General features: G+C 48.9%; 17 protein-coding genes and 1 pseudogene. 8 read left to right on the forward strand and 10 right to left on the reverse strand.

Annotation, left to right across the window (positions count from 1 at the left end):
• Nucleotides 1-227: 227 nt before the first annotated feature.
• From spxB to ACYVUV_RS10950, 4 genes are all read left to right on the forward strand, one after another.
• Nucleotides 228-2,078, forward strand: a complete 1,851-nt coding sequence (gene spxB / locus ACYVUV_RS10935) for a pyruvate oxidase (protein ID WP_484499356.1) — start codon at nt 228-230, stop codon at nt 2,076-2,078.
• Between the two features lie 98 nt (nt 2,079-2,176).
• Complete coding sequence (gndA, locus tag ACYVUV_RS10940; RefSeq protein ID WP_439775695.1) at nt 2,177-3,562, forward strand: NADP-dependent phosphogluconate dehydrogenase; 1,386 nt, start codon at nt 2,177-2,179, stop codon at nt 3,560-3,562.
• A gap of 335 nt (nt 3,563-3,897) precedes the next feature.
• On the forward strand, nt 3,898-4,776 hold the full coding sequence (locus ACYVUV_RS10945; protein ID WP_484499368.1) for an IS982 family transposase: 879 nt from the start codon (nt 3,898-3,900) through the stop codon (nt 4,774-4,776).
• Nucleotides 4,777-4,800: 24 nt separating this feature from the next.
• Nucleotides 4,801-5,349, forward strand: a complete 549-nt coding sequence (locus ACYVUV_RS10950; protein ID WP_439774834.1) for a hypothetical protein — start codon at nt 4,801-4,803, stop codon at nt 5,347-5,349.
• Between the two features lie 56 nt (nt 5,350-5,405).
• Here the strand turns inward: ACYVUV_RS10950 and ACYVUV_RS10955 are convergent, their stop codons facing one another.
• Nucleotides 5,406-7,088, reverse strand: coding sequence for a hypothetical protein (locus ACYVUV_RS10955; protein WP_439774833.1), 1,683 nt, complete (start codon nt 7,086-7,088; stop codon nt 5,406-5,408).
• Nucleotides 7,089-7,328: 240 nt separating this feature from the next.
• Here ACYVUV_RS10955 and ACYVUV_RS10960 point away from each other — a divergent pair, with 240 nt between their 5' ends.
• The 3 genes from ACYVUV_RS10960 to ACYVUV_RS10970 all read left to right on the forward strand — a co-directional run bounded on the left by ACYVUV_RS10960 (nt 7,329) and on the right by ACYVUV_RS10970 (nt 11,554).
• On the forward strand, nt 7,329-7,964 hold the full coding sequence (locus ACYVUV_RS10960) for a zinc metalloproteinase (protein WP_439774832.1): 636 nt from the start codon (nt 7,329-7,331) through the stop codon (nt 7,962-7,964).
• A gap of 281 nt (nt 7,965-8,245) precedes the next feature.
• Nucleotides 8,246-9,943: an ABC transporter ATP-binding protein gene (locus ACYVUV_RS10965; protein WP_439774831.1), complete on the forward strand. Its 1,698-nt coding sequence runs from the start codon at nt 8,246-8,248 to the stop codon at nt 9,941-9,943.
• Between the two features lie 72 nt (nt 9,944-10,015).
• Nucleotides 10,016-11,554: a ClC family H(+)/Cl(-) exchange transporter gene (locus ACYVUV_RS10970; RefSeq protein WP_439774830.1), complete on the forward strand. Its 1,539-nt coding sequence runs from the start codon at nt 10,016-10,018 to the stop codon at nt 11,552-11,554.
• A 76-nt stretch (nt 11,555-11,630) separates the two neighbouring features.
• Here the strand turns inward: ACYVUV_RS10970 and ACYVUV_RS10975 are convergent, their stop codons facing one another.
• The 9 genes and pseudogenes from ACYVUV_RS10975 to nagB all read right to left on the reverse strand — a co-directional run bounded on the left by ACYVUV_RS10975 (nt 11,631) and on the right by nagB (nt 20,207).
• Entirely contained in the window at nt 11,631-12,941 is a 1,311-nt protein-coding gene (locus ACYVUV_RS10975) for an NCS2 family permease (RefSeq protein ID WP_439774829.1), read from the reverse strand.
• A 217-nt stretch (nt 12,942-13,158) separates the two neighbouring features.
• A complete protein-coding gene (locus tag ACYVUV_RS10980; RefSeq protein ID WP_439774828.1) occupies nt 13,159-13,905 on the reverse strand; it encodes an amino acid ABC transporter ATP-binding protein in 747 nt (248 codons plus the stop codon).
• Nucleotides 13,906-13,924: 19 nt separating this feature from the next.
• Complete coding sequence (locus tag ACYVUV_RS10985) at nt 13,925-15,382, reverse strand: ABC transporter substrate-binding protein/permease (protein ID WP_439774827.1); 1,458 nt, start codon at nt 15,380-15,382, stop codon at nt 13,925-13,927.
• Between the two features lie 244 nt (nt 15,383-15,626).
• On the reverse strand, nt 15,627-16,325 hold the full coding sequence (locus ACYVUV_RS10990) for a deoxynucleoside kinase (protein ID WP_270448896.1): 699 nt from the start codon (nt 16,323-16,325) through the stop codon (nt 15,627-15,629).
• 21 nt (nt 16,326-16,346) lie between these two features.
• Nucleotides 16,347-16,994 (reverse strand): deoxynucleoside kinase, encoded by a 648-nt coding sequence (locus tag ACYVUV_RS10995; RefSeq protein ID WP_260268679.1) that lies wholly within the window; start codon nt 16,992-16,994, stop codon nt 16,347-16,349.
• A 423-nt stretch (nt 16,995-17,417) separates the two neighbouring features.
• Nucleotides 17,418-18,394: pseudogene (locus ACYVUV_RS11000) on the reverse strand (IS3 family transposase).
• A gap of 391 nt (nt 18,395-18,785) precedes the next feature.
• Nucleotides 18,786-19,187: a type II toxin-antitoxin system death-on-curing family toxin gene (locus ACYVUV_RS11005; protein ID WP_439775215.1), complete on the reverse strand. Its 402-nt coding sequence runs from the start codon at nt 19,185-19,187 to the stop codon at nt 18,786-18,788.
• Entirely contained in the window at nt 19,184-19,429 is a 246-nt protein-coding gene (locus ACYVUV_RS11010; protein ID WP_302188485.1) for an AbrB/MazE/SpoVT family DNA-binding domain-containing protein, read from the reverse strand. The genes ACYVUV_RS11005 and ACYVUV_RS11010 overlap by 4 nt, the downstream gene beginning before the upstream one ends.
• Before the next feature lie 73 nt (nt 19,430-19,502).
• The gene (nagB, locus tag ACYVUV_RS11015; protein ID WP_439775214.1) at nt 19,503-20,207 is read right to left on the reverse strand and encodes a glucosamine-6-phosphate deaminase; all 705 of its coding nucleotides are present in this window, start codon (nt 20,205-20,207) and stop codon (nt 19,503-19,505) included.
• Between the two features lie 219 nt (nt 20,208-20,426).
• Here nagB and ACYVUV_RS11020 point away from each other — a divergent pair, with 219 nt between their 5' ends.
• Entirely contained in the window at nt 20,427-21,269 is an 843-nt protein-coding gene (locus ACYVUV_RS11020; RefSeq protein ID WP_439775213.1) for an aldo/keto reductase, read from the forward strand.
• The last annotated feature ends 121 nt before the right edge of the window (nt 21,270-21,390 follow it).

The raw sequence follows: 21,390 nt of genomic DNA on the forward strand, positions 1-21,390 counted from the left end.
ATTAATAAAAACTTTACCTAAAAATATTCTCCGTAAGTTAGCTACTTTTTCACAAAAAAGAAAGGGAAGATAGCACAAACTTTTTATCCGGAAAAAGCAAGTTTGTGAATTAACTAGCTTAAAAAGCGGCTAATCCTTGCTATAGTAGGTTTTGATAGCACTTGCAAAAGTGAAAAAATGTGGTTTAATAAAGGGCTGTAAGTAATAATTTTTAAGGAGATTCACTTATGGCAAAAATTAAGGGCGCAAACGCCGTTTTAGATGTTATGTACAAGTGGGGCATTGACCACCTTTACGGTTTCCCAGGTGGTTCTTTTGACTCAACCATGAACGCGATCTACGAAATGCAAGACAAGATCAAGTTCATCGAAGTTCGTCACGAAGAAGCCGGTGCCTTGGCTGCCTCAGCAGAATACAAGCTTACTGGCAAGCTTGGTGTCTGCATGGGTTCAGCCGGCCCTGGTGCCATCCACTTGATGAACGGCTTGTACGACGCTAAGTACGACAAGACCCCAATGGTTGCCCTGGTAGCCAACGTTCCAACTCCTCGTCAAGACATCAACTTCTTCCAAGCCTTTGACGAAATGCCATGGTTCCGTGACGTTGCCGTTTGGGTACACCAAGCCAAGACCAAGGAAGCTTTGCCAGTTTTGATGGACACTGCTATCCGTCAAGCATACGCAAAGAAGGGTCCAGCTGTTTTGGTAATTCCTAAGGACTTCGGTTGGCAAGAAATCGAAGACAACTACCGCGTTTCCGCAAGCAACCACGTTGCTGACAACTACGCTGCTCCAACTGCTGAATCAATTGAAGCCGCAACTAAGTTGATCAAGGAAGCTAAGAACCCAGTTGTTTACTTCGGTTTGGGTGCTTCAGGCGCTGCTGACGAATTGAAGGAATTCTCTGACAAGTTCAAGATGCCAATGATGTCCTCATACCTGGGCAAGGGTATCGTTGAAGACAGCTTCAAGCCATACCTTGGCACGATCGGCCGTATCGGCGCTAAGGCTCCTAACGAAGTTCAAGGCCACACTGACCTGGTTGTTTGGGTTGGTAACAACTCACCATTCTCAGTATTGTGGTTCCCTAAGAACGCCAAGGTTATCCAAATCGACGTTGACCCAGAAAAGCAAGGCAAGCGTCACTCAGTTGACGTATCAATCCTGGCAGACGCCAAGAAGAGCTTGCGTGCTTTGATCGACGCTGGTGAAGCCCGTGAAGAATCACCACTTTACAAGGCTGCTTTGGCTGACCGTGAAGAATGGGACGCATGGACTGCTTCATTTGCTGACGACCACTTGAAGGACGAAGGCCGCGTACGCCAAGAACCAATCTGGGACGTCATCAACAAGGAAGCCGCAGACAACGCTGTCTTCGCTATTGACGTTGGTAACGTCAACATGGACCACGTACGTCTGTTGAACATGAACGGCAAGCAACGCTGGACTACTTCCGGTTTGCACGCAACTATGGGCTACGGCGCTCCAGCTGCTGTTGCAGCCGCAACTGCTTACCCAGACCGTGAAGTATGGCACTTGGCCGGTGACGGTGGCTTCGCTATGATGAGTGAAGAACTGCTGACTTTGGCTCGCTACAACATGCACGTATTGACTGTTGTCTTCACTAACGAAACTTTGGGCTACATCGAAGCAGAACAACGTGACGAATCAAACCAACCTCTGTCAGGTGTTATCCTGCCAGACAACGACTGGGCAAAGGTTGCTGAAGGTATGAACATGAAGGCCTTCACTGTTCACGACAAGGCTGAATTCCAAGCAGCTGTAGAAGAATGGAAGAAGATGGACGGCCCAGCCTTCATCGACGTTAAGTACACTAAGCACATGGCTTACTCAACTGAACTTAACACTCTGGACGACCCAGAATTCGTGAAGTACTACCACGCAGAAGCTCTGCACCCATTCTCATACTTTGCTGAAAAGTTTGGTTTGGAAATCGACGCGGCTTCAGGTGCTTCCGGCCACTCAGAAGACAAGGCTGACGCTTTGCAAGTTCAAGCAACTTCAAGTGCTTCAGTTCCTGAAAACGCACCAGACACTACTTCAGGTGCTTCTCACTAAGAGAAATATAAATAAAGAAGAAAGCGAAACCTTTTGGTTTCGCTTTTTTCTTGCTTGCAAGTATAATAAAAGAGGCAGACATACTAGGAGGTAAATAAATGCAACAATTTGGTGTGATCGGTTTATCGGTCATGGGCAAGAACTTAGCCCTCAATGTTAGAAATCATGGCTTTTCAGTCTCCGGCTTCTCCATCGACAAGCCGGAAGTCGATGCTTTGGCCAAGTACGAGGACGACAAGCTGAAGCCTTGCTACACTTGGGAAGAATTCGTTGATTCTTTGGAAAAGCCCCGCAAGATTCTGGTGCAGATCATGGCTGGTGACCCGGTTGACCAAACCATTCAGAAGCTGATCCCGCTTTTGGACAAGGGCGACATCATTATTGACGGCGGGAACTCCAACTTCCACGACACCAACCGCCGCTACCACGAATTAAAGAAGCACGGCCTGCACTTTATCGGCATGGGCGTGTCCGGCGGTGAAGAAGGTGCCTTGAACGGCCCGGCCTTGATGCCAGGCGGGGACAAGGAAGCTTATGAAGAAGCTGCGCCAATCCTAACCGCGATGGCCGCCAAGACTGAAGACGGCCGTGCCTGCGTGTCCTACATTGGGCCAGAAGGGGCGGGCCACTACGTCAAGATGGTCCACAACGGGATGGAATACGCGATCATGCAGGAAATCTCTGAAGTCTACGACATCATGCGCAAGGTAGCCCACAAGTCCAACAAGGAAATGGCAGATATTTTTGCCGAATGGAACAAGGGGGACTTGAACGCCTACTTGATTGAAATTGCTTCACAAGTTTTGCGGCAAAAGGATGACTTGACTGACGACGACGTGATCGACCACATCTTGAACGTTGCTTCCTACAAGGGGACTGGCAACTGGATGCTGGAAGACGCCATCAAGCTGGGCGCTCCAATTACGGTGGTAGCTGAAGCCGTTTTGGCTCGGTTCATGTCCAAGGCAACGACCCGTGAAGGCAAGGAAGTCGTTTACAAGGGCGAAGTTGCCAGCGACTTGATCGACAACTTGGGCAAGGCAATGTACCTGGCACAGATCGTGGCTTACGCTCAAGGCTTCCAGCAGTTGACCATGGCGGCTAAGGCTTACGACTGGGAATTGAACTACCCGGCGATCGCGCAGAACTGGGAAGCGGGATGCATCATCCACGCCAAGACCTTGTATCATATTGAAGATGCTTACGCTGACGGCAAGCAACTGGACAACCTTTTCCAAGACCCATACTTTGCGGGCGTGATGGAAAAGAACCTGCCAGCCTTGAGAGCGGTTGTTAAGCTGGCAGCAGAAGCTGGCGTGCCAACTCCAAGCTTCAGCGCGGCTCTGAACTACCTGGAATCAATCTTCAACCCAAGCCTGCCGGCCAACATGATTCAGGCACAAAGAGACTACTTCGGTGCGCACACTTACTACAGAAACGACCGCGAGGGCGTTTACCACACTGAATGGTATGAAGAAAAATAACAAACGGTATTGATGAAAAGAGTGAAACTTCGTTGGAAAGTTTCACTCTTTTTGTTTGCATAGCTAGTGAAGCAGGATACAGAAAAGATGGATTAAGGAAAGCTATTACATAATTAGAATGAAAAACTGACCATGGCTATTTTATACTGTTCTTTTCATAAAATAGATGTTAAATATATGGTTGACAAATAAATCTGCCAGAAATATACTGAAAGCGGTTAAAAAATATAGGGGGAGCACGCGTGGTGCTAGTTGAAATATAGTTTCAATTTCTTAACAAAAAAGGTCCAACATTGTAGACTCTAGTTGGAAAAAAGAAAGGAGTCCTTACAATGTTGAACCAACTACAGATTAAACGTTATAGTCACCGTTTGCAAGTGGAATTTCGAACTTTGTCGAAAATCTGCAAGAAACTTTATTACAAGTACGCTCCATCTCGGTTAACTCACCGTCGCAATGCCAGTCTGGTAAAGGTTCCAGACTACGAAATTATTGCATTACTTGTCTGGCAAGCTGAGGAAGGTATATCTTCTCAGCGCAGATTTGCTCGCTGTTGGGGACTTTGTGGGCTCTCCAGATCTCGTTTCAATCGCAGAGCTAGAGCGCTTCTTGGCATCACTGTTCAGATCGTCAACGAACTAAACTCAAGAGTCGATCTGTCTGATCAGTACATGATCATTGACAGTCTACCCATGCCTTTGTGTCAGCCAATCAGAAACCGCAGAGCTAAAGTGTTTGAAGGAATTGCCAACATTGGCTATAACTCAACCAAACAGTTTTACTATTACGGCTTTAAAGGCCACTTTGCCGTAGCTCAAGACGGTTATGTTCTTGGCTATGTAATCACACAAGCATCAATACACGATGCAAAAGAAGCAGAAGAGCTGATTCTCACTACCCATCCCGAAGGGCACTTTATTTTAGGCGATGAAGGCTATATAGGCAAGCAGCTGCACGATACTCTCAAGATAAACGGCTATATACTGTGGACACCTTACCGGAAAAATATGAAAGGTGCTAAGCAGCATAACAAAAGAGAGCTAATGGCAATTCGCCGAACGATCGAGAGTGTGTTCTCTGTACTAAAGTACTACGGAATTGAAAATATTCTTGCAAGAAGTACAGACGGTTTCCAACAAACCGTCGAGATAATCGTACTAACTTACAATATCAGCTACATCCTACAGAGATATGGACTCAACTTCTTCAACTAGCACCACGCGTAGGGGGAGCATATTATGGAGTTTATTCGATCTCACAAAAGGCTACTGGCTATTTCTGGCTTAATTGTCGTTCTGCTGCTTGGGACATTGTTGCTGTTAAAGCACGTCGACAACAGCGCTAGCGCGATTTTGGAAGCTAGAATAACGGCTGACGATGGCTCTGGAACTAGCTTCGCGACCATCTATGATAACGGGAAGGTCGAAAAAAGCAGGTCCAGCCAAAACAAGCAGTTTGTTAAGCCTATTGAAGTAGCTCCACAAATTTTTGTGGAGCATACGAACAAGAAAAACAATATTTACTTAACGGTAAACGAGAAAGTACTGAGGAAAAACAAACAGGTCTCTTCTGATGAAAACTGGGTCAAGCTAACTAAGCTGATCGCCAAGAGGAGCAAGCACGCTATCGCGATGTTGAGCCTGTTTAAGCTTGGCGATGACTACTATGCTTTTCTAAAATACAATGCCGGTCTTTCAGACGAGGGCAGCCTTTATCAGTACAGGGGCAGCTTGACTAAAGTGGCTACGCTTGATTCTGGCAAAATATCGGGCTTAAAGAAAAAATGAGCGAGTAAAAAAGCAGTCAGCTTTCAAAAAGTTGACTGCTTTTCATCTGTAAACTATTACTTGCTGTTCTTCGCGAAGTCGCTGATCTTCAAGAATTTCTTTTCTTTGGTCGTCTTGTTGACATAAACGAATTTGCAGGTTTTGTTGTTCCAAGTGTAACTGTATCTTCTGTGCCAAGTGCCATCTGCCCGCTTGTAGTAAACGGCCGGGATGTAGCCATTTGGCGTTGCATCCGAGACGATTCTCCACACGCGTTCGTACTCAGCCTTGTTGAGCTTGTTAATGTTGGTGACTGGGGCCTTTTTCCCGTTGAGGTAAGTCTCAGAGTTGGCCAAGAGCCATTTGGCAAAAGTTACCTCACCCTTATTGCCGGAAAGAGCCTTTTGCGCGTTGCTGAGCGCGTAGTCCAGGTAGTCACGGCGGTAGGAAGATGACAGCTTGTAGACCGTCTTCTTCTGGACGGCTTCAGCCTTGGCGATTTCCTTCTTCAAGGCTGCCAGCTGGCTTGCGCTGGCCGGCTGGTCGCTTGTCTTGGCCGCCTTCTTGGAAATGATAGTCGGCAGCTTTGCTTTCTTAAATTCGCTGGCCTTTAAGAAGCCATTGTATTGATCAGTTGCCTTGAAATCTTCGTCATCTGCTTGAGTTTCAAACCAGAAGAACTCGCCGATCAGGTGCTGGTCTTGCAGGTGGTAGAAGAGCTCAATCTTCTTAGTCTGCGGGTTGAGCAGGTAAGCTTGCCCATCCACGTGAACAAATAAGTTTAAAATCTTCTTGCCTTTGATGGCGGTCCCGGTCATATCGTATGTTTGTAGTTTCTTAGCTTTTCTGTCTTTGGCTACAGCATATTCGGTCTTGCCTGGTAAAAAGTCGCCAGCACCCATGTGCTGCTTGATTTTCAGGTTGCTGTCATCGAAGAAGGTACTATCTTCGTATGTTTCAGCCCAATAATCCGTATCACCCCAAAGAAGGTATTCATGGGTCTTGGCAACACGATAGTAGAAAAGGGTATTATCGGCACTGCCGGCACTAATACACTTATCCAGCTTAACCTTTTGACCTTTCTTGTAGAGATGGTTGGTTTCATATAAGCGGGAGTCAAAGGAATACATATTCTTTTTAACCGTAGCTGTGATCGGTCCCTTGACGGTCAACTTTTCTCTTTTTATAGAGAAAACGTTAACGGCTTTGATATAGCGGTTTTTCCCAATTTTAAGGTACTTTTTCTTATAAACCTTAGGTATTGCATACGGCTTCTTTGTATTGCCGCTATAGTAGGACCACTTGTCCTTCTTGCCTTCTTTGCTGCTGTACTTAACTTTTCCAGCGTAGATCAAAGGCTGGTAGACCTTGTACTTCTTGCCGGTCCGCTTCAGCTTTGAATTGTAGACGTAGCTGTTGCTGTTTAAAGCAATTGCCGGCTTGCCGTTGATCAAAATGACAGAGTCTGCCGGGACATAGCCGCCATGGCCAATGTAGTAGTAAGCTCTTACTCTCTTGTGAGTTTCTTTGACATAGTGAATGCCGTAGTAGTTGACGGTTTTGGCTTTCTCGTCAAAAAGCAGGCTGGCGCTCTTTCCGCGGTATTTTTCCAGACTGTTGCCCTTCTTGTCCCTAACTGTAGTCATGCTGGTAACCTTGATGGTGCCTTTCTTCTTGGCCGCGCTTGCCGGCTGCGGGAAGGCAGCCAGGGTCAGCAGGCCTAAGTAGGCAGAGGCGATAACCATAGCTTTCTTTTTCATGATAAAACCTCCGAAATTACACACACTGTTCTACCAATATTATATCGTTTTCGGGAAGCGCTTGCGTTAGTTCTGGGCTGCTTTTTATATTAAGTAGAGGGCGATATTTTTGATTGCATCGTAATGGTAAACGCTGACAAAACAAACTTTTTCTCGGATAAGCAAAGATTTCAACCGCTTACTTCTTATAGTGCTATAATCAAAAAGAAAACAACTGTTAGCAGATTTTTAGGGGGAATTATGAAAACGAGAAAACTGTTGACTTCTGCTGCTGTCGTAGCTTTGGCTTTGCCGGCATTTACCCTGGACCAAAGCGGTCATGTAAACGCGGCAACCACGCCAGCCGTAACTGCTGTTAAGACCAGCTATAGCGCCAAGACCAAGTCATTGACGATCACTGGTAAGGCAAAGGGCGCAAGCAAGGTGGCTGTCAGCTACAATGCCAAGGCACTCAAGCCAGTCAAGGTAAGCAAGAAGGGCCAATTCAAGACGACCGTCAAGTTCACCGGCTACAAGGACTTCACTCTTACTGGCTTGAACGCCAAGGGGGCTGCCGTAACCAAGGCCTACGTTTTGGCCAAGGACAGCTACGCTGCCGCTAAGCCAACCCTGCTCAAGGCTGACCGGACCAAGAAGGGGCTGACCTTCACGACCGATGCCAAAAAGAAGACTACTTTGAACTTCTACTACAAGAACAAGCTGGTCAAGAAGGCTAAGCTGACCAAGGACAAGCAAAAGGTCTTCTTCTCAGCCAAGTCACTGAAGGGCAAGAAGGGGAACTTCAAGGTCGTTGCCTCAGTTGCTGGCAAGAAGAGCAGCCAAGCTGCCCAATTCAAGATCATCGGCGTTGGCCAGGCAACCGTAACCAACTACTAAAAGCGAATATAACTCTAGAGAGCGAGACTCCATCCGTGAGCTTCGCTCTTTTTCTTTTGCCCGTTTTCTGACGAAAATGACGCGAAAAGCGGCAAATTTGACGGCTTTCGTTTACGGCCAGCTCCTTGGCCTACAATTGCCTTGTAAGTTGATTAGATGAGGAGCAAAAACAATGTTCAATTTTATTTTGGAAATGGAAAAAATCCTGGAACGTGACGGCAAAAGCGCCAAGCGGCACCGCAGAAGACAGCATAGATACAGCTTCATCTGCTTCCACAGCAATGATTAAAGCTGGAAAAATCCGCCTGTTTTCCCTTGACCGCCGGCAAGTCCTGGCGATCCTCTTGAGCTGCCTGGCCACGGCCCTGTCCTTGAAAATTCCTCTCTTGCTAAAGCAAGTGATCGATCGCGGAAAAATGCTTTCCTGGACAAACAGCCTGGGCCAGATCGGCTTCTGCCTGCTCATTTCCAGCCTCTTGGAAGCCGGCAGCCAGTACCTGCTCAGCCTGGCCGGAGACGAGCGGATCAGAGATCTGCGCCTGCTTTTGCAGGAAAAACTCCTCCGCCTGCCCTGGAACTACTATAAAGAAAACAGTCGCGGCTCCCTGCTCAGCCACGTCCTAAACGACAGCTCAGTGGTTAAGGACTTTACCGTTAGCGTTCTGCCTTCAGCCTTGGTCAGCCTTTTGACGGTTGTTGCCAGCCTGGGAATCTTGTTCAGCCTGGACGTTAAAATGACTTTGGTGATCATTTTGACTTTTGCCTTGATTGCCAGCAGCGCCTTTCCTTTAGGAAAAATCAATGAGCACTTCGCCTACCAAAACCAGGCCAAGCTCAGCCGGGTATCTGCTGATTTGGATGAAAACCTGGCCAATATCAAGCTGATCAAACTGACCAATGCCCAAGCCGGCGTTTTGCAAAAATTCCGCGGCGACCTGCAGGACTTGTTTGCCCTGTCCCGGAAAACTGACGCGGTTTTCAGCGTGACTGGACCCCTGCAGACGGTCTTGACCCTGGCCGGCTTTCTCCTAATCCTGCTCTACGGCAGCCAGCGCCTGGCTAATGGCAGCCTGTCTTTGGGGATGCTGAGCTCATTTATCATGTACATGTTCGGCATTATTTCCCCGATCAATAATTTGGGCAACTTTTACATGAGCTACGCTGAAGCCCGGGGCTCCCTTAAAGCCATCAGTGAAATCCTGGCCCAGGCGGATGAAGCTGATCCCGGCCAAGAGCTGCCTAAGAAAGCCGCTGACCTCAAGGTCCGCGACCTGACTTTTGCCTATCCAGGCAGCCAGAGCCCGGTTTTACGGGACTTATCCCTGGACTTTAAAGAAGGGGCGAAAACAGCTTTAGTTGGCCCATCTGGGGCCGGCAAGACGACCTTGATCAACCTTTTGACCCGCTTAGAAGCTGGCTATCAAGGGCAGATCCTGCTGGGTGACCTGGAAGCTAAAAGCTGCAGCTTGCCTGCCTGGCGGGACCTCTTCAGCGTGGTTGCCCAGGACAACAATATTTTTGCCGGTACAGTCGCCGACAATTTGCTCTTTGGCTTGGAAAAATCCGTCAGCCGGTCGGACATGATCCAGGCCCTGCAAGTTGCCAACCTTTGGCCGGAACTGGACTTGGACACCCGGACAGGAGAGGGCGGCTGGAAGCTGTCCTTGGGGCAAAGCCAGCGCCTGCAGCTTGCCCGGGCCTACTTGCGGGATGCCCCTTGCCTGATCCTGGATGAAGCCACGGCTAACCTGGACCCCGAGTCAGAAGCCAAGGTCAGTCAGGCCGTTGACCGGATTGCCCAAGAAAAGATTGTCATCATCATCGCCCACCGTCTGTCGACGATCGCCAATGCCGATAAAATCTACTTCTTAGATCAAGGCCAAGTTCAAGCAGCTGGCCGGCATGAAGAATTGCTCAAGCAGCTACCGAAGTACCGGGCCTATGTCGAAGACCAGCTGCGGCCTTTGGAAAGCAGGTGAAAGTGGATTTTACATGTCCGCCTAAAAGGTTTATGCTGTTTTTATATGCAAAAAAAGGTGGGCAAACAATATATGGAGAGTGAAGACAGACAAACGCGCAAATCCAACCTGCGCTTATTATTTGAAGCCCTGGTCGTGGGCCTGGTGGCTGGCATCGTTGTCGGCAGCTTCCGCTGGCTGATCGGGCAAACCCTGGCCATGTGGCAAAAGGGCTACCAGGCAGCGCACGCTAACCCAACCCTCTTGTGGCTCTTAGCTGGGGGCGTTCTGGTCAGCGTGATTGTAGCCGGCTTCTTAGTCAAGCAGCAGCCCCATGCCGGCGGGTCCGGGATCCCTGAAGTAGAACTCCAGCTGCAGGGCAAGCTGCAACTGGCCTGGTGGCCGATCCTTTGGCGGAAGTTCATCGGCGGGGTTCTGTCGATCGGGTCTGGCCTCTTTTTAGGCCGGGAAGGTCCATCAATCCAATTGGGCTCAACGGTCGGCCAGGGGGTAGCCCAGGGCTTCAAGGCCTCGAAAAGCGACTCCCGGGTCCTCCTGGCAACCGGGGCGGCCAGCGGCTTGTCCGCGGCCTTCGGCGCGCCTTTGGGCGGGGCCATGTTCATCGTTGAAGAAGTCTTTCACAACTTTTCTCCCCGGGTCTGGCTGAACGCTTTAGCCGGAGCTATCATGGCCAACTTCGTGGTTTCCAATGTCTTTGGCCAGACTCCAGTCTTAGCGATCGACTACAAGCACAGTTTCCCCATCCTTCAGTACTGGCAGCTGCTCTTATTGGGGGCTTTTTTGGGCTTGATCGGCCGCTTCTACCAGTGGGGCCTGCTCAATTTCAGCCATGTCTATCAAAAAATCACTGTCCTTCCGCGCTGGCTGCACGGGATCATCCCGGCCCTTATCTTAGTGCCGGTCATGTACTACTTCCCGGGCTATGTCGGCGGGGGCAACAACTTGATTTTGAGCTTGAACCAAATTCATGCCGTAAATGTCCTGGTCTTGATCTTCCTCTTGCGGATCAGTTTTTCCATCGTGTCTTACGATTCTGGCCTGCCGGGCGGGATCTTCCTGCCGATCTTGACCATGGGGGCCCTCTTAGGGGCAGTTTATGGCCAGTTCATGGTTGACCTGGGCCTTTTGGACCAAAAATTAGTCGTCAACTTGATCATTTTTTCCATGGCTGGGCTTTTTTCAGCCATCGTCCGCTCGCCTTTTACCGCCATCATGCTGATCGCGGAAATGGTCGGGTCACTGCTGCACCTCATGCCTTTGGCCGTGGTTTCAGTTGCTGCTTATGTCGTCAACGAACTGCTGGGCGGGGTGCCGATCTATGAAAGCCTGGCCGGCCGGATGCAGACCAAAGAAGACAACGACTATGTCGGTGAAGCAGACCAGCTGACCGTTTCTATTTATGAAGGCAGCCAACTGGCTGACCACCAGGTTAAGGAAATCGCCTGGCCGGACCGGACCCTGGTCAGAGTCATCCACCGGGGGCAAAAGGACATTATCCCCGACGGGAATACCCAGCTGCTAGCCGGCGACCTTTTAGTCTTGGAAATCGACGAAAACCAGCGGGGTCTGGTCTATGACAAGATGGCCAGCCTGCAGGAAGCCAAAGAGTAAAGCTGAAAATGCATAAGAAAAAGCCTCGACAGCAGTCGAGGCTTTTTAGCTTGGCAAAAATTGTTATTGTTGTCGTTTAGACGTTCAAGATCAAGAAGTAGATCACGAAGACTACAGCCAGGATCCACATCATTGGGCTGACTTCCTTGGTCCGCTTGGCAGCAGTCATGGAGATCGGGTAAACGATCAAGCCCAGGGCCATCCCGTCAGCGATGGAGTAGGTTAAGCCCATGCCGATCACGATCAGGAAGGCTGGAACAGCGATTTCCAGCTTGTCCCAGGAGATCTTGGCCAGGTTGGCCGCCATCAAAACGCCGACGATGATCAAGGCTGGGGCCGTAACCGTAGTCGTTACCACGCTCAAAAGCGGGCTGAAGAACATGGACAAAAGGAAGAAGATACCAACCCAAACGGCAGTCAGACCTGACCGGCCGCCGGCAGCGATCCCGGATGAAGATTCAACGTAGGCGCCAACCGGTGAAGTACCGATGATGGAACCAGCCATCATGGCCGTTGAGTCAGCCGCCATGGCCTTGCCGATTCTTGGCATCTTGCCGTCCTTGTCAACCAGGCCAGCCTGGTGAGCCAGACCGATCAAGGTACCGGTGGTGTCAAAGAAGGCCACCAAGAGGAAGGTCAAAACGACCGTCCACATCTGCACCGTGTTGATGTCGCCCAGGTGGAAGATGGCTTGGCCGAAGCTTGGCTTCAAGCTTGGCGCCAGGGAAACGACAGAAGTTGGCATCTTGCTTTGGCCAACGATAATGCTGAAGATGGATGACAGGACGATCCCGATGAAGATCGCGCCTGGAACCCGCCGGATCATCAAGAAGATGGTGACCAGCAAACCGAAGATGGTTACCCAGGCAGCCGGGTCCTTGAAGGAACCGATAGTTACCAGAGTAGAAGCACTGTTGACGACCAGCTTGCCGTTTTGCAGGCCCAGGAAGGCGATGAAGATCCCGATCCCGGCGGAGATGGCAAATTTCAGGTCGTTAGGGATGCTGTCAACGATCAGTTCCCGCAGCTTGAAGACAGTAATCAAAATGAAGATGATTGAGGCCACGAAAACAGCAGCCAGGGCAGTCTGCCACTTCACCTTCATGCCGATGCAGACAGTGTAGGCGAAGAAGGCGTTAAGACCCAAAGACGGGGCAGTAGCGATCGGGTAGTTGGCAAAAATACCCATGATCAAACAGCCAAGCGCGCTGGCCAGGGCAGTTGCCGTGAAGACCGCGCCCTTGTCCATCCCGCTGGCGCCCAAGACGCTAGGGTTGACGAAAAGGATGTAGCACATCGCGAAGAAGGTTGTCAGACCGGCGATGAACTCCCGCTTAGGGTTTGAACCGAGCTTATCGAGCTCGAAATACTTGTTAATAAATTCCATTTGATCCTCCAATAGATATTGTTCGGAATTTCCCTCGGCAGAGGGGGATATTTCTACCTTATCACGGAATAACTTGGATGTAAATACGAATCATAATTTTATCAGTGATTATAAAGTATGCTTCCGCTGAATGAAGGGGCTAAAAAGCGCTTGGGCATGGCAACTCAAGCGCTTTCCTTTTAATTTTCCACTTGTTTTTAAAAAATCTAAACTCAGCTTAGATATTCAAAACCTTGTTCAAGAAGTTCTTGGTTTCTTCTTCCTGCGGGTGGTCGAAGATTTCTTCTGGAGTACCCAGTTCCTTGATCACGCCGCCGTAGAAGAAGGCAACCTTGTCGGCCACCTGCTTGGCAAAGCCCATTTCGTGGGTCACCACGATCATGGTCATCCCTTCTTGGGCCAATTGCTTCATGACGTTCAAAACGTCGCCGACCATTTCCGGGTCCAGGGCACTGGTCGGTTCGTCAAAAAGCATGACGTCCGGCTTCATGGCCAGGGCCCGGGCGATGGCTACCCGCTGCTGCTGGCCACCGGACAGGGTGGTCGGCTTGACGTCGGCCTTGTCGTCCATGTTGACCATCTGCAGGTACTTGTGGGCTTCCTTGATGGCCGTTTCCTTGTCCATCTTGCCCAGTTCGACCGGAGCCAGGGTGATGTTTTCCAAAACGGTCATGTTCGGGAAGAGGTTGAAGTGCTGGAAGACCATGCCGATGTTTTCCCGGATCTTGTTGATGTCGGCCTTGGGGTCAGCCAGGTCGGCCCCGTCGACGAGGATGTGGCCCTTTTGGAATTCTTCCAGCTTGTTGATGCAGCGCAGGAAGGTGCTCTTCCCGGAGCCGGAGGGACCGATGATGCAGACTACTTCGCTGGGCAGGACGTTCAAGTTGGCGCCCTTGATGACTTCGTGAACGCCATCGTAGCTCTTGTGCAGGTCAGTTACCTGAACCTTGTATTTTTCTTCCATGGAAAAAGCCTCCTTTTAACTAATGTTGCATCTTCTTTTGAATGTAGTTGGACAGCCAAGTAAGCAGGGTGATGATGATCAGGTACATTACGGCGATGATCAGCCACATCTTGAAGCCCTGGAAGTTCTGGGCAATCAAGGTGGTACCAGTTTGCGTCAGGTCCATGACCCCGATGGCGGAAAGGATGGAAGTGTCCTTAAGAGTGATGATGAACTGGTTGACCAGGGATGGAATCATCAGCTTGAAGCCTTGCGGGGCAACAACCTTCCACAGGGCCTTGTAGTAAGGCAGACCCAGGGACCGGGCAGCTTCCCACTGGCCCACGTCAACTGATTCGAAGCCCCCGCGGACGATAGCCCCGATATAGGCCCCTTCGTCCAGCATCAAGGTCAGAATGCCGGCAGTAAAGAGGGGCAGCTTGTGGCCCAGCAGGGTCGGCATGCCGATGTAGATGAAGAAGGCCAGAACCATCATTGGGATCCCGCGGAAGATGTAGATGATTACGTTGGCCAGGCCATGCCAGAACTTGTGCTCAGCAATCCCCATGATCCCGAGGATCAAACCGAAGACCAGGGCGGCCAGGATGCCGACGATTGAGAGTTCGATGGTCATCCACAGACCCTGCAGAAGAGCACCGGCGTTGTCCTTGATCAAGCCAAAAATTGAAGTATCAGTTACGACTTGGCTCTTAACAGCCTTCTTGCTGGTGTACTTGTTGACGATCTTCTTTAAGCGGCCAGTCTTCTTCAGCCAGGCCAGACCGTCGTTGAACATCTTGAGGAGTTCCTGGTTCTTGCCCTTCTTGACGGCAAAAGCCAGAGGGGCGTTGGCCACTTGCTTGCCGACGATGCGCAGGCCAGTCCCGTTGGCAATCCCGTAGCGTAGGGACGGACCGTCGTCGAAGCAGGCGTCAGCGTTGCCGGCCTTGACGTCAGCCCAGGAAGTGTTGGAGTTGGTGTAGTACTTCAGCTTGAAGCCGTACTTCTTCTGGACGGACTTGGCGTAGATGGCAGAAGTAGTCCCGGTTTTGACGTTGACCGTCTTGCCCTTGAGGTCCTTTAAGCTGGTGATCTTGCTGTCCTTGGCCACGGCCAGGCAGACCCCGTCAGTGTAGTAGGAGTTGCTGAAGTCGATGGTCTTCTTTCTTTCGCTGGTCACGCTCATGCCGGCGATCATCCCATCGATCTGGCCAGACTGCAGGGCCTGGACGTCGGCGTTGAAGGACATGATCTTCAGCTCGTACTTGAACTTTTCGTGCTTGGCGATTTCCCGGAGGATTTCGATGTCGATCCCCGGGTTCTTGCCATTGTAGGTACCATCCTTGTCTTGGATTTCAAAGGGCTTGAAAGTTTGGTCGGTACCGATGATGTAAGTCTTCTTGCTGGCAGCCTGGGCCTTTGGCGCCGTTAAGAACAGCGCGGCGATCAGCAGGCTGACCGGTAGCAGGAGAAGTTTGCGAAGTTTCTTTAAATGCATATTATCTTTTCACCCTTTTTCATAAATAAATTCTTTCGCTAAAAAAACAGATTGTCAATATTGTATCACGTTTTTAAGAAACGGTTCATTTTATGCAGCTCATCTTCGGCCAAAAGCAACCGGTACCAATTTCCTTTTTAAAGTGAGAACCCAAAAATAATTAAGATAATTCATTCTGAGTGGCCAAAAAATAACTAAACAAGGAATTTGACCTAAATAAAAAAGCCCCCGCTTGGGGAGCTTTTTAAGAAGAAAATTCAATTGATTCAGTGGCAATCTCACCAGCATGCCAGTTCTTTGGCAGCTTGCCGACCTGCTTGAGCTTCTGGGTGATCTGGTCCAGGACTTCGGTCCGGTCGCTTTCGCTGGCCATGAAGTCGTAGTGGTCGCCGTCGATCATCATCTTTGGTGAGTAGTCGTAGTCGTCGTACCACTTCTCATAGTAGCGGAGCATCCGCTTGTAGTAGTCTTCCAGGGTCGGGTCGAAGCTGAGCTGCTCATAGGACCGGCCCCGCTTCTGGATCCGGCTGATCATTGTTTCATAGGAAACATTGATGTGGACCAGGAGGTCAGGATGGCGCTTAGGCATCCGCTCCAGTTCCTTCATCATGCTTTCCAGCAGCTCATCGTAGGTCTGGACTTCCAGGTCATTGGCTCGGCCGATGTCCGCATTCATATGGAAGAAAAGAGAATCTTCATAGATGGACCGGTCCAGGACGTTGTTGTCGTCGCTGAGGGCTTTTTTAATGCTGTGGAAGCGCGTGTTCAAGAAGAAGAGCTGCAGCAGGTAGGTGTACTTGAGGGGGTCCTTGTAGAAAAGCGGGAGGACAGGGTTGTCGTCGACGCTTTCGTAGAAAGGCTTGGTCCCCAGATATTTGGAAAGAATTGCGGTTAGGCTGGATTTACCGGCTCCAACGGGCCCACTTAATACAATAACGGTCATCACGTTCCTTCTAACAACTAACTATAAATTACCGATTTCGCGCAGCTTGTTGTCGATGATGTCCAGAACCAGATCCTGGTCATCGATGTTGTCGACAAAGTCGTACTTGTCACCATCGATCATCATCTTTGGTGAAACGTCATATTGTTCATACCAGGGCTCGTAGTAGCGCAGGAGGTTCTGGTAGTATTCCTTCAAGCCCGGGTCGGAGTCGAGCTGTTCGAACTCCCGGCCCCGCTTGCCGATCCGCTTGAGCATGGTGTCAAGGGAGACGTGGATGTAGATCAGGAGGTCCGGCTTCTTGCGCGGATTGCCTGGCACGTCTTCCATCATGTTGTCCATCAAATCGTGGTAGATTTGGTATTCAGTCGGGTCGGCCACACCGCTGTCGACGTTCATGTTGAAGAAGAGCAGGTCTTCATAGATGGACCGGTCTAAAACGTCGTTGTGGTTGCCGGCGGCAGCGTTGATTTCAGCCAGCCGCTTGTTCAGGAAGTAGGTGTTCAAGAGGAAGGTGTACCGCTTCATGTCTTTGTAGTACAAAGGCAGAACCGGATTGTTGTTGACCTCTTCATAATATGCTGTTGAGCCAAGGTGCTTGGCGAGGATACTGGTTAAACTGGATTTGCCGGCTCCAATTGGGCCACTTAAGACAATAACGGTGATCACACTCTTTCTATTCATACTATACTAGATCTACGTTGCTCTAATAGTTTATTGCAAGATATAGTGCCTTAGCAAGCTTTTTGTCCAAAAAGATTTTTTCATATGATGGAGGATTTTGAGTCAAATTAGTCCATACTGTTGCTTTTGACAGAATAAATCAATTCTTTACCTTTTGTTCGTATTCTGTTCGGTGGGGCGTGATATAATAATTCTCAGAGGTACGAGAATGTAGAAGAACTTAAAATCATAGAAATAATCCAAAGACAGTCAGTGATCTATATTACTTTTCGAACAAGTAACACTAAGGCCAGTGGATGAATTATTAGGAAAGGAGGTAAAACGAAAATGGTCCAAACGAAAAGAAAGAAAAAACAAAAGACAATTCCGAGAAATTGATGTGACCCCCAAAATTGGGACAATTTAGTATTACGCCGTTAAGGCTGTTAAAACATGATTCCGATATTCAATCGGGGTCATGTTTTTTCGTCCTGTCTTGATTCTCACGTTGTTGTAGTAATCGATGTATTTGTGAATAGCTTGCTCAAGCTCATTTAAGTCCGTGTATTTATGTTCTTGCTCCCGCTTAAGAATGCCGAAGAAGCCTTCCATTAAGCCGTCATCAAGAGAATTACCCAACCTGGACATACTCTGATCAATCCCTCTGTTAGCCAGAGCGGCTTGATTTTGCCTTGAACGCCGTAATAGCTGCTGTATTTGCGTTTCTTGCGGATTGAGATGGCGAACAAGCCCATCTTTTGCATGAGCCTCTGCACCTTCTTATGGTTGACCTCATAGTCTTCCCGGCGAAGCTGTCCGTAGATTCGCCGGTACCCATAGCGCTGTCTGTGTTCAAGAAAGATCTCTTTGATTTTATCCATCAGTTTCTGATTACCAGAATCCTTATCAAGCTTATGGGTTTGGTAGTAGTAGTTACTTCTTGAGATATGAGGCAATCCAGGGTTGGCATTGATAACGTCGATAATGTACTTAACGCTAAGCCGCAATTCTTGCCTTAATTCATTGATTGCATGAGCTAATTCTTCTTTTCTTGGCTCTTCCGTTCTTGAATTAAGGCCTCCAATTTTTTTATGTATGCAAGCTCGACTGTAAGCCTCTTTACCTGCTCTTCCAATTCTTTGATCCGCTGTTTGTCCTTGCTTTTGGGCATTCTTGGGTGGTCTACCTTTCTTCTTGGTAATGACAGTATACCCGTTTTCTTTGAAAGAGCGAAGCCAATTTGCAAGAATTCCTTGATTCGTAAGCCCTAAGTCTAAGGAAACCTGGCTAAGAGCTTCACCGCCTAGCAGAATTCTATCAATGGCAGCGAGCTTGAAATCAGCAGTATATTTCTGTTGAGGGCGATCCAAAATGGCTTCGCCATGCTTTTGGATCAAGTCTACCAAATATTGGATTCTTCCACGCTACATCCCATATTTTCGGCTGAGGTAGGTGCCTCTTCTGTGGTCGTCTACCCATTCGTGGTAGATAGCAAGTTTGATTTCTTTAGTGTATTTAGTCATGAAAATAACCCCCGAAATTAGTGTCCTAATTTCGGGGGTCATATCTGCCTTCTGTTGAGGCAGATCCTTTTGCGTATGCTGTTTAGCGGCCTTTTTTAGAGTAGTTGATCAGATACTTGGCCAAAGCAATTAGGCCAAAGACTGCTAAAATGACTACGATGACCGTCATGATTGTAAACCAAGGCATTTTCATCACTCCCAATGCTATGCAAGTTAACTATATCTCTTATCCATTATATCATCATTTCTTTTCGCTTACAGTCTTTAAAACGGATCAATCAATAATAGCCAGGCTGTTTCTTTCCAGAACTGTTGCAATTTTCTTCATTTCGTCTTCAGTATCGTCTGACAATGTTATTTGTAAGATCAGAGCTTCAGCTTCATCTGTAGTTAATCTTAATTGGTAGCCATTTCTGTGGAGAAATAAGAGCGTACTAATATACGCCGTGCGTTTATTTCCATCTTCAAAAATATATTTCTTGGTTATTTTTTGCATGATGTAGGCAGCTTTCAGCCAAATAGTCGGGTAAAGTTCTGTGCCAAAAACAACCATCTGAGGTTGCTCAACTACGACAGACAAACCTTGAGGGTATTGCAAGTCTGTTGCTTTCTGCCCTAGTCTTTCTAGAACTCGTTTATTAACCGCTACTATCTCTTCAGCGCTTAAGTATTTCATTCGTCTTTCAGCCGCTCCATCAATTCGCGATTTTCGTCAAACAGTTTATCAATTAAAGCAAGTGTTTCAGGACTAACCTTTTTTCTCTTTTTAAAAGTAATTGTTTGACCATCGGGAGATATTTCTTTATCAAAAACATCTCCAGCGTTGGCAGACAATAATTCCTTGTCGTGCTTTGTCACTCTGAAACCATACGAATTTCCGGATTTAAACAGTTTAGACGTCCCAATTGAATGTTGCATTACCATCACCTCGTAATTACATTTTAGTATTTTGTAATTACGAAGTAAATTAATTAGCCTCCTGTTTTACTTCTTATTTAAGCAAGCTGGCGGCTGCCTGGTCGGCAATCACGGTCACGTTCGGGTGCTTTTGCAGGACGCTGGCTGGGACATCCGTAGTTACTGGCCCTTCAACCATGGCCTGAATAGCCTTAGCCTTGCTTTCTCCCTTGGCCAAAAGGATGATCTCCTTAGCCGCCATGATATTGGCAATCCCCATGCAGATGGCGCTCTTTGGCACTTCATCAATGCTGTCGAAGAAGCGGGCGTTGGCCTTGATCGTGCTTTCCGTCAAAGCCACTTCATGAGTAACGCTGTCAAAGGGCGTGCCTGGTTCGTTGAAGGCGATGTGTCCGTTCTGCCCGATCCCTAAGACCTGCAAGTCTACCGGGTTTTCCGCTAAAACCTGATTGTAGCGGCCGCACTCTGCCTGGATGTCCTTTGCCTGGCCGTCCGGCAGGTAGGACTGCTTGAATGGCTTGTACTGGAAGAGATGCTGGTTCATGAAGTAGTGGTAGCTTTGCGGATTTTCCGGGCTGAGGCCAACGTATTCATCCAAGTTGACGCTGGTCATTTGACTGAAGTCGAGCTGGCTGGCCACCATTTCCTGGTAGAGCTCAACCGGTGAAGACCCGGTTGCCAAGCCCAAGGTCTTTGCCCCTTCGCCAACTGCCTTTGCCAAAAGGTCAAAGGCCTGCTTGCCTAATTCACTGGCGTTTTTCACAACAATAACTTTCATGATGATCACGACTCCTTGATTTTTTACTCACTCATATTGGTATAGTCCATTTTAGTTCCGCGGAGATTTTTTGTCAAGGTATAGACCAATAAAACTTGCTAAAATCCAAGTGCTTTTTTCAAAAAAATGGCCGCCCTTGTACTATGCTTAGAGGGAAAAAGAAATAGAAAGAAACAATAAAGCAAAGCAGAAAAATAGGAAATATATGGAGGCAAGAGCATGAAATACATGACCGTCAAAGGAGAAAAACTAAGCCAGCTGGGCCTGGGCACCTGGAACATGGGAGAAAATGCCGGCAAGCGGGAGGAGGAAACCGCGGCCATAAGGTATGGCTTGTCTGCTGGGGTCAACGTGATCGACACCGCTGAAATGTACGGGGAAGGGCGGGCCGAAAGCCTGGTCGGTGCAGCTATTAAGGACCTGGACCGGAGCCAGCTCTTCCTCATCTCCAAGTTCTACCCCTGGCACGCCAGCCCCCAAGAGCAGAAAAAAAGCCTGGCCGCCAGCTTGAAGCGGCTGGGGACAGACTATCTGGACCTGTATCTTTTGCACTGGAAGAGCGACTATCCTTTGGCAGAAACCGTCAAGGGCCTGCAGGATTTGCAAAAAGCTGGCCTGATCCGCCACTGGGGCGTCTCCAACTTCGATACGGCTGACATGCAAGAGCTGGTAGATATCGCTGGGGAAGGGGCAGTTTTTGCCAATGAAGATCTCTATAATATCGACAAGCGGGGCGTTGAATATGACCTCCTGCCTTGGCAAAAGCAGCACGGCATCGCCTTTATCGGCTACTCGCCTTTTAACTCCGGCGACGGGCAATCCATCCCGGTTAAACCCAGCTTAAAGCAGATCGCGGACAAACGGGGCGTGTCTGTCCACCAGGTATTGCTGGCCTGGACCATGCGGACCGGGCAGGTCTTATCCATCCCCAAGGCTGGCTCAGTTGCCCACATGCGGGCCAACCTGGCCGCTGATGACCTGGTCTTGACGGCTGAAGAACTGGCGGCCTTGGACCGGGACTACCTGCCACCCAAACATAAGCAGCCTTTGGAAAGCATTTAGTTTTTTGCATACAGGAAGCAAAATTCCCGCAGAAAGCTGATAAATAAACGGATGGTGGTTGACAGCGGCTAAAGAGAGCACTATCATGCAGTTTGTAAGAATGTTGGGAAAGAAAAGAGTG

Source organism: Lactobacillus sp. WILCCON 0149 (assembly GCF_057197965.1).